Source organism: Kocuria sp. ChxB (assembly GCF_044359605.1).
Lineage (GTDB): Bacteria > Actinomycetota > Actinomycetes > Actinomycetales > Micrococcaceae > Kocuria > Kocuria rhizophila.
In genome coordinates, this window is record NZ_CP121123.1 from 901619 (window position 1) to 915106 (window position 13488).

General features: G+C 64.4%; 10 protein-coding genes and 2 pseudogenes. 7 read left to right on the forward strand and 5 right to left on the reverse strand.

The window, feature by feature from the left end:
* Positions 1-21: 21 nt before the first annotated feature.
* From P8S73_RS03910 to P8S73_RS03925, 4 genes are all read right to left on the reverse strand, one after another.
* A complete protein-coding gene (locus tag P8S73_RS03910; RefSeq protein WP_290147793.1) occupies positions 22-573 on the reverse strand; it encodes a hypothetical protein in 552 nt (183 codons plus the stop codon).
* A 224-nt stretch (positions 574-797) separates the two neighbouring features.
* On the reverse strand, positions 798-1106 hold the full coding sequence (locus tag P8S73_RS03915; RefSeq protein ID WP_012397801.1) for a hypothetical protein: 309 nt from the start codon (positions 1104-1106) through the stop codon (positions 798-800).
* On the reverse strand, positions 1103-3016 hold the full coding sequence (locus tag P8S73_RS03920; RefSeq protein ID WP_290147792.1) for a cation-translocating P-type ATPase: 1914 nt from the start codon (positions 3014-3016) through the stop codon (positions 1103-1105). Before P8S73_RS03920 ends, P8S73_RS03915 begins: the two co-directional genes overlap by 4 nt.
* Positions 3013-3372 carry a helix-turn-helix transcriptional regulator gene (locus P8S73_RS03925; RefSeq protein WP_112234787.1) on the reverse strand — a complete coding sequence of 120 codons (360 nt, stop codon included), beginning with the start codon at positions 3370-3372 and terminating at the stop codon, positions 3013-3015. Before P8S73_RS03925 ends, P8S73_RS03920 begins: the two co-directional genes overlap by 4 nt.
* Positions 3373-3699: 327 nt before the next feature.
* Between P8S73_RS03925 and P8S73_RS03930 the strand changes: the two genes are divergently transcribed.
* Positions 3700-4368: a hypothetical protein gene (locus tag P8S73_RS03930; protein WP_290147790.1), complete on the forward strand. Its 669-nt coding sequence runs from the start codon at positions 3700-3702 to the stop codon at positions 4366-4368.
* Between the two features lie 93 nt (positions 4369-4461).
* Positions 4462-5214: a hypothetical protein gene (locus P8S73_RS03935; protein ID WP_396350520.1), complete on the forward strand. Its 753-nt coding sequence runs from the start codon at positions 4462-4464 to the stop codon at positions 5212-5214.
* Here P8S73_RS03935 and P8S73_RS03940 read toward each other — a convergent pair.
* Positions 5174-6499 (reverse strand): ISL3 family transposase, encoded by a 1326-nt coding sequence (locus P8S73_RS03940; RefSeq protein ID WP_396350500.1) that lies wholly within the window; start codon positions 6497-6499, stop codon positions 5174-5176. The two genes, P8S73_RS03935 and P8S73_RS03940, sit on opposite strands and share 41 nt — an antisense overlap.
* On the opposite strand from P8S73_RS03940, the gene P8S73_RS03945 reads away from it, so the two are divergent.
* From P8S73_RS03945 to P8S73_RS03965, 5 genes and pseudogenes are all read left to right on the forward strand, one after another.
* Entirely contained in the window at positions 6492-7349 is an 858-nt protein-coding gene (locus P8S73_RS03945) for a hypothetical protein (RefSeq protein WP_396350521.1), read from the forward strand. The genes P8S73_RS03940 and P8S73_RS03945 overlap by 8 nt on opposite strands.
* Positions 7350-7481: 132 nt before the next feature.
* Positions 7482-9035: a recombinase family protein gene (locus tag P8S73_RS03950; RefSeq protein WP_290147788.1), complete on the forward strand. Its 1554-nt coding sequence runs from the start codon at positions 7482-7484 to the stop codon at positions 9033-9035.
* 594 nt (positions 9036-9629) lie between these two features.
* A pseudogene (locus P8S73_RS03955) lies at positions 9630-10507 on the forward strand (IS3 family transposase); the annotation flags it as partial.
* Positions 10508-10785: 278 nt separating this feature from the next.
* Positions 10786-11985, forward strand: a complete 1200-nt coding sequence (locus tag P8S73_RS03960) for an IS30 family transposase (RefSeq protein WP_121240541.1) — start codon at positions 10786-10788, stop codon at positions 11983-11985.
* A gap of 7 nt (positions 11986-11992) precedes the next feature.
* Positions 11993-12283: pseudogene (locus P8S73_RS03965) on the forward strand (IS3 family transposase); the annotation flags it as partial.
* Between the last annotated feature and the right edge of the window lie 1205 nt (positions 12284-13488).

A 13488-nucleotide genomic window follows, 5' to 3' on the forward strand; every position in this document is an offset into this window, starting at 1 on the left:
GACCTGGTCGCCTCCCGCCGCCTACTCCAGCGGCTGGATCCGGGGGTTGGTCTGCGGCGGCAGATCCCAGCCGTGGCGTTCATGGATGGTCACGACTTGCCCCTCGGCATTGGCCTTGAGCTTGGCAAGAGCAACCGCGTCGTGGCCGACCGATCTGAAGTGGCGCAGGTTGCTGCTCAGCACGTGTGCCCAGGTCATCAGCGGGTCGAGGTTCTCCAGCCGCCGTTCCACGGTGTCGCCGGGCTTGGCGGCCTCCATCACCTGGCGGCCGATGGTCGCGCCCAGCGTGCGCTCGGCCTCCAGCCACGAGTCGATACCATCCCAGCCGTCGAGCTGGTCGACGAGCGCGATCGACGTGATGCGCAGGTTGGCGAGCCGCTCCCCCACCGGCTCGGCCGTCGGATCGAACCCGATTAGGCGCTGCACGGCTTCCTGCACCGCGAACCAGCGTGCGTCCTCGGCCGCCTTGCGCGACTCGGCGAGTGCCTCGTTCGCGCGCTTGTTCGCTTGGTAAGTGCCGACTCCGGCGATCAGCAGCGACAGGGCCGAGATCACCAGCGCGAGGACATCCATGGCTCGATCCTGCCACTACAAGAAGCAGTTCCTGAAGCACTTACGGCTATTGCTTGCCCGAGGCGCGTCAGCCGACTAACCCGCGCTCACTACGATGCTCCGCGCGGCGACCAATCCCTACAGCGCGAATCTCCACTCCACCGATTTCCGGTACATACCACCCTCTTGAGGTGTGCAGTGAAGCGCTCGGCCCCGCGTCCGGGACCGACAGCTTGCGTTCGACGTCAACGATAGGTCTCGTGCAACGCCTCCTCGATCTGAGACGGAGTCGGTGCACCGGCGTACCCGCGCTCAGTCGCGTAGACCCGGCACGCGAGCGAGCGAACCGGTTGCGTCGGAAACAGGTCGACGCCGTCGACGAGGATCGTGGGCGAGCCTCCGAATCGGGTGTTCGCCGCTTCGGTCTCGGTGTGGATCGTTACCAGCTCGATGGGCACTTCCGCGAGCTCGGCGGCATCCAGCGCGGCGCGCGCGTTTGCTTCGGCGATGGCCGTGTTCGGGCAGTCGACGATGTGCAGCAGTTCGACCTTCATACGATCTGCTCCTTCCGGGTCCGGGCCGCGCGCAAGCCATTGAGGATCACGATGACCTCCGCGATCTCGTGCACGAGCACCACGGCAGCGAGTCCCAGGACGCCGAAGAGGGCGAGCGGGAGCAGGGCGATGATGATCAGCAGCGACAGGATGATGTTCTGGTTGATGATGTGCCGTCCGCGCCGGGCATGGTCGAACGCGCGCGGCAGCAGCCGCAGGTCGTGCCCGGTGAACGCGACATCGGCCGACTCGATCGCGGCATCCGACCCGGTCGCGCCCATCGCGATCCCGATGTCCGCGGCGGCGAGGGCGGGGGCGTCGTTGATGCCGTCGCCGATCATCGCCACCGAACCATGCTGGCCGAGCTCAGCGATCGCAGCGGCCTTGTCCTCGGGGCGCAGCTCGGCGCGCACGTCCTCGATCCCGGCCTGCGCCGCGAGAGCGCGGGCGGTGCGGGCGTTGTCGCCGGTGAGCATCGTGACCCCGATGCACTGCGCGGCGAGCGTGCGGACGACCTCCGGGACCTCCAGGCGCAGCTCGTCGCGGACGCCGATCGCAGCGACCGGCTCGCCGTCGCGGTGCACGATGACGACCGTCATGCCCTGCTCCTCCAGCCCTGCGACCCGGTCGCCGAGCGTCCCGGCGTCCAGCCAGCGGGGGCTGCCGACCGTGATCCGCGCGCCGTCGAGCTTGCCCTCGATGCCGTGCCCGGCCTGCTCGGTCACGTCCTCGGCTACTGAGGCCCCCGGCGCGGCGGCGGTGATCGCGGCCGCGAGCGGGTGGGTGCTGTGTTGCTCCAGCGCGGCCGCCCACGCCAGCGCCTGCGCCTCGGTGGTCCCGTCGGCGGTGAGAACGGCGGTGACGAGGGGCTCGTTTCGGGTGAGGGTGCCGGTCTTGTCGACGGCGACGTGGCGGATCACGCCGAAGCGCTCGAACGCGGCACCGGACTTGATGATCACGCCGAACTTGCTCGCCGAGCCGATCGCGGCGACCACGGTCAGCGGCACGGAGATCGCCAGCGCGCACGGCGACGCCGCCACGAGGACGACCAGGGCGCGAGTGACCCACAGCTCGGGGTCGCCGAACAGCGAACCGATCAGCGCCACCAGGACGGCGAGGACGAGCACACCAGGGACGAGGGGTCGGGCGATGCGGTCGGCGAGGCGGGCGCGGTCTCCCTTCTCGGCCTGCGCCTGCTCAACGAGCTCCACGATCGTGGTCAGCGAGTTGTCGGTGCCCGCCGCGGTCGTCTCGACTTCCAGCGCGCCGGCGGAGTTGATTGCACCGGCCGAGACTGCATCTCCCAGCTCGACCTCGACCGGGATCGACTCTCCAGTGATCGCAGACGTATCCAAACTCGAACGACCCGTGACCACGACGCCGTCGGTCGCGATCCGTTCGCCCGGCCGCACCAGCATCAGCTGGCCCACCTGGAGGTCTTTCGCGGCGACCTCGACCGACGCGCCGTCGCGGCGGATGGTCGCTGTCTCAGGGACGAGCTTGAGCAGCGACCGGAGCCCGCCGCGGGCGCGGTCCATCGCCTTGTCCTCCAGCGCCTCAGCGATCGAGTACAGGAACGCCAGGGCCGCGGCCTCCTCGACGTAGCCGAGGATCACCGCGCCAATGGCGCTGATCGTCATCAGCAGGCTGATGCCGAGCTTGCGCTTGAACAGTTTGCGGATCGCGCCCGGGGTGAACGTCGATGCTCCCAACAGCAGACCGAGCCAGAACAGCACCAGCGCCAGGATCTCGAGCCCGGACCACTCCAGGACGAGACCGGTCAGGAAAGCGACGCCGGAGAGGACCGGGACCATGATCCCGCGGTCCCGCCACCAGGGTCGCTCCTGCACCTCCTCAACTGCTTCGCCGACCGTGGTCTCGGGCTCGTCGCAGCCGCACGCCGCGCTCATGCGCTTGCCCCCGTCCCGCAGCAGCCCGGCACCGGGCACTGGTCATCAACGCATGGCGCGTGCTCGTCGACGGCCAGCGTCACATCCACGAGCGCCGTGAGCGCCGCAGCGAGGTGCGGGTCGGCGATCTCGTAGCGCGTCTGCCGTCCCTCGGGCTCGGCGGCCACGATGCCACAGTCGCGCAGACAGGTCAGGTGGTTCGACACGTTCGACCGGGTCAGCTCCAGCTCGCGCGACAGCACCGCCGGATAGCTCGGGCCGTCGAGCAGGGTCATCAGGATCCGGGATCGCGTCGGGTCCGCCATGGCTCGGCCGAGCCGGTGCATGACGTCGAGGCGTGAAGCAATGGTCAACATGCACTGAACTATACAGTGACTGCTGACCTATTTTAGTCATCGCATCGGCAGGTCAGACCACTCAATCGACGCCAGAGGTTATACGGCGAAACGAAATTCCACCGCGTTCCGTAGCCGAATAACCTTTGGCGACAGCGTCTCGCGCTTTGACGAGCGTACGTCGCTCATGATGCGCCGTCACACGCCTATCCTGAGCAAGAGGACGACCACAGGCGCGCGAGGAGGACCGAGGGAATGGCATTGAGCCCGTCGCAGGGGCGCCGACCGGGACTGCACCCGGCGTTGTCGACGCGTCAGGGGTTCGCGCTCCTTGAGGAGGCCGGGTCAGTGCGCAACCTCCTGCGCGACTCCGTGGAGGCGATCCGAAGCCTTCGCTTCGTCTCCCTGCACGGTGATGGCGTATTCACGCTGGGTAGCATCGGCGTGGAGAAGGCCATAAAGGTCATGCTCGGCTGCAACGAGGTCGAGGCCTCGGGCTCATGGCCTTCCAAGAAGACGCTGAAGGACGACTGGGGCCATGACATCCAGAGGTTAAGTCAGCTGCTCGACACGGCGATCGAACGCGGCCTGGCGCGGTCCACCCACACCGGACACGCAGAGACTCTCGCTGATCGGATCAGCGGGAGCACCACGCTCCCGCTTCTCTTCGCGACGTTCGCTCGGTACGGGAAGTCGGGGCGCTTCCACCACTTGGACGTCCTCGCCACCAACGAGCTCGGCTCGGACGATCCACCGTCCGAGTACTGGGAGCGAGTCGAGTTCCACGTGAGGACCACAGAGCGAGAGTTCGCCGAAGTCCCCTATGGAGACAATCAGGCGCTGAACGAGCACGAGGCCCGACTGCGGGGCCGCATCGCGGACGAGCTGGAAGCCTGGTGGTTCTGCGTCCACCGCCTCGGCGTCCAGGGCTACTTCGGCGACCTGGACGAGAAGATCGGCTGGGAGATCTGGGAGCCAGGGCGCGGCGAGCCGCACATTATCAAGAAGTATGCCTAGTGGACGACGGCTGGAAGTTGAACTCGATGTTTGACTGCGCACAGACGCCGCCCAAACGCCTCACCACCACGCACCCCTGAGGGAATTGCAGCCATGAACAAAGATGAAAAAGCTATAATCGGCTACGTTACGAACCTAGAGAAGTTGGCAGACAAAATTGGAGTAAAGAACTTCCTAGCCGACGGACTGGAGGGCCATCTCGATTTGCAAGAAAGTCTGTTCGACCTGCAAATCGAGCTGCAAGGAGCCATCCGAAAAGCCAAGCAACGAAACACTAAGGGCACGGTCAACTTAGACCATCTAAATCAATTGAGATGGCTTCGCTGGCAGTCACGACGCCTGGGAGACGCCATTGCGTGGAGCGGACTGCTCTTCAATCGGCAAGTCATATACGCACTAGCCAAAAACGAGCCGGTTCCGATCCCGCTATCATGGTCAGACGGACACAGAGGGACCTTCCAATTCGCCCGCGGGATGACAAGTTCTGAGTGGGGAATCCCCGTCGTACACGACGTCACTAACGTACTCCGCGTCGGAGACATCACATTTGTCAGACCGACCGGCCAGGATGCCGAGGCGGACTACCGAACTGTAAAAATCAAGGCTACACGGGTCGATGAAAGCATCAATGAAGATGGCGACAACATCGTGACGCTGAATGTCACCGCAATCGGAAATGAGCCGTTTCCGGTTCTTGGCGCGGAAGCCAGAGCGAGCGAAGCGGGGCGAGACCAGCAGCCGGCTCGCCGGTTTCGCGCCGATCGACGGGTCGAGCGCCAGCTTGCACGAATGGATATAGGGCTCTTCAGAGTTGAGTGTGGGGTGAGGCGTCGAGGCCTCCGGTGATGAGGAGCATTCGGAGGCGATAGTGTTCGAAGTTCCGGAAGCCGCGGGCGATGCGGCGGCCGAGTTCGATGATCCCGTTGATGGCCTCTGTGCCGCCGTTGCTCGCGCCAGCGGTGTCGAAGTAGGCAAGGAACGCTGTCCGCCAGCGGCGTAGGGTCTTCCCGAGCCTGGCGATCTCTGGGATCGGGCAGGACGGCAGCGCAGCGATCAGCTGCTCGGCGAGGCGGCGTCCCTGGGCGGGCGTGGGCTGGTGGAATACGTCTCGGAGGTCCTGGGCGCACTGGTAGGCGACCTCGACTGCGACGTGATCGGGGTGGGCCGCGAATGCGCTGGCCAGACGTGTCTGCTGGCGCGGCGTGAGGCGTTCCCGTCCGGCGCGGAGAACATGACGGATCCCGTAGAGGGGGTCGCCCTTGCGGCCTCGGTGGCCGAGGGTCTCCTGCTGGATCCGGCGGCGGACGTCATCGACTGCAGCCCCGGCGAGCTTCACGATGTGGAACGCATCCAGCACGCAGGTGGCGTCCTCGAGTTGGTCATCGATCGCGTTCTTGTAGCCCTGGAACGGGTCCAGCGTCGCGATCGCGACCCGCTTGCGGAACTCGTCGCCGCGCTCGTCGAGCCAGTCTCGGTAGGCCTTGCCGGATCGGCCGGGGACGAGGTCGAGGAGTCTGGCGGTGGGGTGGGTGCCGCGAGTCAGATCGACCATCCCGGTGAGCTCCTTCGGTCCGCGCCGGCGCGGGTCCCGGTGGTGCCAGATGTGTTCGTCCACGCCCAGGACCTGAACGCCCTCGAACCGGGACGGGTCGTTCGCGGCCTCGATCAGGACTGGTCGGACCTGGGACCAGAGCGTGTTCCAGGTCGTGCCGAGCTGGCGGGCCAGGCCCTGGATCGTCGCTCCCTCGCGCCGGAGTTGGCCGATCGCCCAGCGGATCGCGCGCGTGCTCAGCAGGCCACGCGGTGCACAGACCTCCGGGTCCTGCTCGACGAAGGTCGTCACCGCGCAAACGCTCTCGAGGCAGATCCAGCGGCGCTTGCGCCACCGAATCCGCACCGGTCGGCCAGCCCATGGCGCGTCGATCATCTCGACCACCACTCGGCCGTGACCAGTGGCGATGACACCGCAGCCAGGGCATCCGGTCACTGGATCGCAGGACTCAACCTCAAGCAACAGTCCGGCTCGGGCCTTCGAGACGGCCACCAGATGAAGGCCAGGGAAGTCCAGGAGAACGTCGCATCGGACGCAGCGATCAAGCGCGTCAGGGCATACGCAACTATGGTTGGGCATCGTCGAGGTCCTTGGTGCGAGCAGAGGTAAGAGTCCGCTCATCATCGGGGACCTCGACGTCTATCCCCAGCTACCCCGCATCACCGGCGCGCCCACACTCAACTCTGAAGAGCCGGATATAGCGACCGCGAGCAAAAACGCCCCCCTCAACAAGTCAACCAAGATCGCCGATCGCCACGTTTTTTCGCTCTCGCTTCCGGACGAAGAACAGCCTCATTGGCAGGCATTGCGGCATGCGATCCGAAACGCCAGGCGTGAGGGATACGCATATTTCGAACTCGGCGGATTTGTCGGTTACTCCGTCATATATGACAGTACCGGAGTCTCGAAAGAAAGCATTCAGTCCGCCCCGCTGATCGAAAGAGTCCAGGGCCTTATCCATGAGGAGATAGGCGACCGAAACAGTATTTCGCTGACGTCTTTGCCCGACGACAAAGCGGACGTCTACAGTTCCAAAACACTCCCCTTCTACTTGTGGGAAGTTCCCCGGAGAGCCATTCGCGACATTTTGCGGCAGCGTCTTGTCATCGTGGCGACTTACAACTCAGGTTGGATGGAGAAGCTACTTTCCGAGGCGGGGTTGACGGTCATCCCCGACAAGACAGGCCGAGACCACCGTAGCTTTGAAGTCGTCGCGAGCTTCGAGTGGGAGGGCGAGGCGCGAGTTGAGTACCACTCGCACGTGTGGGAAGAGATGGTTATTGCGGTCCACGAGTTTCGGGGACCGAAGGCTGTAGTTCAGCGAGCCCTCGCGCCTCTCGCGGCACCTAGCCTTGCGAGACTCAACGACTTTGTCCCAACGGAAGCCCTCCAGAATGACCAGGGACACCCACCTGAGCAGAACGGATGACCGGCTCTGCTGTAATTGGAGGACAGTGCGACATCGCGAATCGCTCGACCAACAGACCAATATATGCGAGGTTGTGAAACGACAGCTGACCCGCGTTCCGTAGCCGAATAACCTTTGGCGTAGACTGGCCCCATGAGCATTGAGCCTCGGCGGGCTGCCATCTACCTGCGGGTCTCCCAGGACCGCGAGAACACTCGCCTGGGGGTAGACCGCCACAGGGAGGACGCCGAGGCTCTCATCAAGGCTAGGCGATGGAGCCCTGCCGGGGTCTATGAGGACAACGACATCTCTGGCGTCGGCAAGCTGCGGCGTCCCGAGTTCGAGCGCCTCCTCACCGACATCGAACGTGGGCTCATCAACGTCGTCGTCGCTCAGGAGTGGCCCCGTCTGGAGCGCAATCGTGCGGACGGGGTGCGCATCATCGAGGCAGCACAGCGTCACGAGATACTCTTGACCTTCGCCAAGGGAAGCGACATCGACTGCACGACCGCTGCTGGACGTCTCAGCGCAGATCTCTTCTCCGCGATTGCGCGCAACGAGATCGAGGTCAAAGCCGAGCGACAGAGTCGTGCCCAACGGCAGCGGGCAGAGCAGGGGCGTCCCCCGAAGGGCGTGCGTCCGCTCGGATACACCCTCAAGGGAGAGGTCATCCCTCACGAGGCGCGGGCAGTGGAGGCCATCTACCAGGCATTCACTGCTGGCGCTTCTTTGCGAGCCATCGCAGCGGCACTATCCGGGAAGAGCGGCCCCGACATTCCCAGCGTGCCACCACTCCCCCGACACTCACGGACTCTCGCACTGCAGCGCAACGAGAGGAGGGCGGCGGACGGGCTCCCACCCCGACCCGTGCCAGACGATGGACCATGGGCTCCGTCGACCGTTCTCGGCATCCTCCGGAACCCGCGGTACGCCGGTTACTCAACGTACTCTCCACCCACCATCCAACCTGATGGCGGGAAGCGACGTTCGTGGCGCGCCACGATCTTGCGCTCCGACTCCGGTGACCCCATCCGCAGTCAGTGGGACTCTCTGGTCCCAGAGGCCACCTGGTGGGCGGTTCAAGATCGCCTCGACGATCCGAACCGAGCGACGAACCGAGTGGGCACTGACCGCCGTCACCTCGGGTCCGGCCTGTACCTCTGCGGCTGGCAAGAGCCCGACACCGGCGAGGTGTGCGGCAAACCGGTGCGCGCGCACAGTATGCGGTATCGCTGCGAAGGGCATGTGATGCGGCTGCGCGAGCACATCGACACGTATGTGGTCGAGACGATCCGCGCTCGTCTTGCTCGTCCGGACCTCAAGAACATCGTTCCCACACCGGATCACCCGCGCCTTCGAGCCATCTCCGACGAGATCACAATGCATCGCGGACGGATCGCTAGGGCGCAGGCCGACTACGACGATGAGATCATCGAGGGCCGCGACCTCAAGCGCATCCGCGACAAGGCCGAGGTGTCCATCGCTGCACTCGACGCTGAACGGTCTCGTCTATCAACGGGCACCGGGCCTCATTCCGTCCTGGACGCAGACGACCCAGTCGCAGCGTTCGATGATGCCGACCTCGCGACAAAGCGATCGGTGATACGGGCTCTCTGCACGGTGCACATCCACCCTCATCCCCGAGGACGCAAGGGGTTCGACTCCAGCACAGTAACGATTACACCGACAGCGAGAGTCCTGGACTGACTCTTCGGTGCCTCACCCCACCTCCACCTGGGACACGCAACGGCGCGTGTCCCAGAATTTTTTTGCGCACCGCCAACGCAGAAACTTCCCTGGTGAGTTCGAAAGTAACACACCCCGCCCGTAGCCCAAACAAGCCTCTGACCTGGAGTAATGCTTGCTCCACCCCTCAGGAAGGGGTACCCTGAAAGGGCAAGAGGGAGAGAGAGGCCACGTCGCCACACACGACTACTGGTTTCTATGTCGCCACAATGGCGATGATGAAAGGGCTCATTTCCATGCCCCCCTCCCATGCTGCTCGCATAGCACAGTCTCGACTCGCTAACGCCGTGAAAAGCGGACTGAGCGATGAAACTGTGTCGGCACTGCGAACGCGATTCGCCGTGGAACGCGCAATCGATGCAATACGCGCGATCCCTGGCACTGTCGGAAGCGACGGCCAAGCCGCGCTCATGAAAGCAGTTGCCGAAAACTCCTCCATGCCTCCGCAAGGAGGCGACTATGAATGAAGCGACCCGTCAGGCAATAGGGACTGCCGCACCGATAGGTGACCTCTGATCTGGCTTGCCCACTGGGCGGCCTGGAAGGATGTGCACCATGCCCGCTCCCTACCCCCAGGAGTTCCGCGAGGACGTCGTGCGAGTCGCCCGGTCCCGCGAGGACGGCGTCACCATCGCGCAGATCGCGAAGGACTTCGGCGTCCACAAGATGACGCTCCACAAATGGATCCGCCAAGCAGACATCGACGACGGCAATCGCCCCGGGAAGACCCGTGAAGACTCAACGGAACTACGCGAGCTACGCCGCCGGAACCGGCTGCTGGAGCAGGAGAACGAGGTCCTGCGTCGTGCTGCCGCCTACCTGTCCCAGGCGAACCTGCCGGGAAAAGGTGGTACCCGCTCGTGAGCGAGCTCGCCGCTGACAACATTCCCGTCGCGGTGTCCCTGCGGGTCTTGAAGCTCTCCCGTCAGCCCTACTATCGCTGGCGGCACCAGCAGGTCACCACAGCCGAGCTGACCGAGGCCTACCGAGCAAACGCACTGTTGGACGCCCACCGCGACGACCCCGAGTTCGGCTACCGGTTCCTCGTCAGTGAAGCCGCAGAGTCCGGCGAGGTGATGTGTGAGCGGACGGCGTGGAGGATCTGCCGGGACAACCAGTGGTGGTCCGTGTTCGGAAAGAAGCGCGGCAAGAACGGGAAGCGCCCTGGACCGCCCGTCCATGACGACCTTGTGAAGCGGGACTTCTCCGCCGATGACGTCAACGAGCTGTGGCTGACCGACATCACCGAGCACTGGACCGACGAGGGCAAGCTCTATCTCTGCGCGATCAAGGACGTGTTCTCCGGCCGGATCGTGGGCTACTCGATGAGCGACCGGATGAAGGCTTGTCTCGCGGTGAATGCCCTGGACAACGCGGTATCTCGACGCCGTGACGCCGCCGGTTGCATCGTGCATTCGGATAGAGGCTCTCAGGGCGGATTCAACTGGTTGTCGCAACACCCTGATCGTGAGGGTGTGTGGTGGGACGAGATCCAGAGGAATCAGCGGTGCCGACGGGTGCGCGTCGACAGTGGCAAGCGGATCGGGCGATCAGACCGAAGCTGCGGTCGCCGGGGCATCCGAAGTACCGCCGGGATGTCGAGTCAGCGTTCTGGGATCAGATAGCGCTGGGATTGCTGGCAGAGGAAGCGGCTCGTGTCATCGGCGTGGCCCCTGCGGTCGCGACGCGCTGGTACCGCCAGCATGGTGGGATGCGCCCGTTCATGCCGCCGACGCCGTCAGGGCGTTACCTCAGCTTCACCGAGCGTGAAGAGATCGCGATTCTTGTCGCGAAAGGTCATGGTGTGCGGCAGATCGCGCGCACGATCGGCCGCGACCCAGGAACGATCTCGCGCGAGTTACGCCGAAACGCCGCGACACGGGGCCTCACGCGTGACTATCGCGCGTCGGTCGCGCAGTGGAAGGCCGACATGGCAGCGCGGCGGCCGAAGGAAGCCAAGCTCGTGGCGAACCCGCGGTTGCGCGAGTACGTTGAGCAACGACTCAGCGGCCACATCGTCGACGAGGACGGAAACGTCGTGGCCGGGCCGCCGGTAGAGAAATGGACGGGCCGTAACAAGCCACGCCGCAAGGACCGGGCGTGGGTGCGCGCGTGGAGCCCGGAGCAGATCAGTAGGCGCCTGCCCCTCGATTTCCCCGATGATGAGTCCATGCGCATCAGCCACGAGGCGATCTATCAATCCCTCTACATCCAAGGCCGAGGAGCGTTGAAACGTGAACTCATCTTGTGCCTGCGCACCGGGCGTGCGCTGCGCGCCCCGCGGGCGCGCGCGCAGCGCACGACGTGGGCGCACGTCACGCCCGAAGCGCTCATCAGTGAACGGCCTGCTGAAGCCGACGACCGTGCAGTGCCGGGCCATTGGGAGGGCGACTTGATCATCGGGCTGGAACGCTCCGCGATCGGCACGCTCGTGGAGCGCACCACCCGCTACACGATGCTCGTTCACCTGCCCCGCGAGGAAGGCTATCGGCACAAGGAATCAGTGAAAAATGGGCCGGCCCTGGCCGGGTACGGCGCGATCACGATGAAGAACGCGTTGTCGACGACGATGACACGTCTGCCGGTGGAGTTGACGCGTTCACTGACGTGGGACCGCGGCAAGGAAATGTCCGCGCACATAGCGTTTCGTGTCGAGACAGGCATCCCGGTGTTCTTCGCCGATCCGCACTCACCGTGGCAGCGCGGCACCAACGAGAACACGAACGGCCTGCTTCGTCAGTACTTCCCCAAGGGCACTGACCTGTCACGCTGGTCGGCACACGAGATCAACGCCGTGGCGCACACGCTGAACACTCGTCCACGCAAGAGCCTGGGGTGGAAGACACCTGCCGAGGCACTGAACGAGCAGCTAAAGTCTCTCCAAGAAGCCGGTGTTGCAACGACCAGTTGAATCCGGTCAGTTCCGGTCACGGAAGTTCGTGCACGCCCTGAACCGTCACCACCTCATCGGATCCATGGGCCAGGTCGGTGCTGCCGGCGATAACGCCGCCATGGAGTCCTTCTTCGCGCTGCTACAGAAGAACGTCCTGGACCGTAAGCGTTGGCGGACCCGAGAAGAGCTCCGAATCGCAATCATCACCTGGATCGAAAGGACGTATCACCGACGCCGCCGACAGGCCCGTCTGGGCCGATTGACCCCCATCGAATACGAGACCATCATGAACCCGGCCGTGAGCCTCGCGGCCTGACACCCCCAACTGTCACCTAAATGTGCGGCAGTCCCAACTGCTCGCTGACCGCATAGGATTCCTGCAAGTATTGGACACACGCCTAGCCTCGCGCTGCGTGTGTGCAGACCCCTTCTGTGGCAGACGGCTTCTGCGACTGTGCTGGTGTCCGGGAGGGCTTGTTCCGACTCGACTAGCACCACCCCAGACTGACGTCAGCGGTTGTCCGCTGGCAGACTCAGGGACAAGACTGAAGGCCTAGGAGGCAGCGTGCCAGCGGAAAGATATGACCGGTTCCAGATTCAGCGCCCGCAATTCCTGGGTGACGAGCACTGGTCGTGCATCACCATCGAACTGGAACGACTGCATCGCTCACTGGACGCAGCTGACGACGGTCAGGCACTAAGCGATATCAAGTGCGTCGTCGAAGCGACAGCCCGAGTCGCGCTTGACATCGCAGGCGAACCTGCACAGCCGAACGACTCGTACGAAAAGAGCATCGGACGTGCCCACGACCTCCTTGCGGAACAACCTGGCCATGCTCTTGCACGGGGCGGCGAATTCACTAGAGCTGCTTCCCAGGCTCGAAAGATTGCTGCTAGCCTCGGCCTCGTTAGGAACCAGTTTGGCGGCGGCCACGGCCGTGCCGGCATGCCGGACATACGCGACGAAATGGTGGACCTGGCGTTAGACGGAGGATTGACTTGGGCCCGATGGGCCGTGCGCCGTCTGGGCCTGTTCTCTGAAGGACGGCCATCCCTGCTGATTCGGGACCTCGTTGAGCAGCCCGCAACGTTCCACTCGGGCGACCTGCGCCGCCGCTTGGAGGCCGCAAACCTGTCCGCTATTGAGACACACCATCAGCAGGAACTTGGGGTCGCAGTGGGGCAGCGTGTGATGCGACAGACGTTCGTTGTGAAGTGGGACGGTCTCGACCCCTGTCTGGAATCCGATGACCTGAGCGTCTGGCCTGCTGGCTATCGAATCGGGCTGCTACGCGGGTTGTGGTTCGCACCCGACGGCCACCCGACAATAACGCCTCGGTCGATCAGGGACGGGCTCGAAGTAATCGACCCAATGCCCGATGCCGCGGACGCTTTGCATGAGCAAGTAGCGCGTGTGCGAGAGTCCACCCGACCCTCGCTCCCTGACGCCGATCAGGAATCCGTACGCGAGACAGCCGAGTGGCTCCGGCACCGCGAGTCTGTTCGCCCAGCCGCCGAGCA

What these genes read in the sequence shown, in the direction of transcription:
- P8S73_RS03935 (WP_396350520.1), top strand. Translation starts at nt 4,462, where the DNA reads ATGAACAAAGATGAAAAAGCTATAATCGGCTACGTTACGAACCTAGAG.
- P8S73_RS03940 (WP_396350500.1), bottom strand. Translation starts at nt 6,499, where the DNA reads ATGCCCAACCATAGTTGCGTATGCCCTGACGCGCTTGATCGCTGCGTC.
- P8S73_RS03960 (WP_121240541.1), top strand. Translation starts at nt 10,786, where the DNA reads ATGCGCCCGTTCATGCCGCCGACGCCGTCAGGGCGTTACCTCAGCTTC.
- P8S73_RS03925 (WP_112234787.1), bottom strand. Translation starts at nt 3,372, where the DNA reads ATGTTGACCATTGCTTCACGCCTCGACGTCATGCACCGGCTCGGCCGA.
- P8S73_RS03915 (WP_012397801.1), bottom strand. Translation starts at nt 1,106, where the DNA reads ATGAAGGTCGAACTGCTGCACATCGTCGACTGCCCGAACACGGCCATC.
- P8S73_RS03920 (WP_290147792.1), bottom strand. Translation starts at nt 3,016, where the DNA reads ATGAGCGCGGCGTGCGGCTGCGACGAGCCCGAGACCACGGTCGGCGAA.
- P8S73_RS03910 (WP_290147793.1), bottom strand. Translation starts at nt 573, where the DNA reads ATGGATGTCCTCGCGCTGGTGATCTCGGCCCTGTCGCTGCTGATCGCC.
- P8S73_RS03950 (WP_290147788.1), top strand. Translation starts at nt 7,482, where the DNA reads ATGAGCATTGAGCCTCGGCGGGCTGCCATCTACCTGCGGGTCTCCCAG.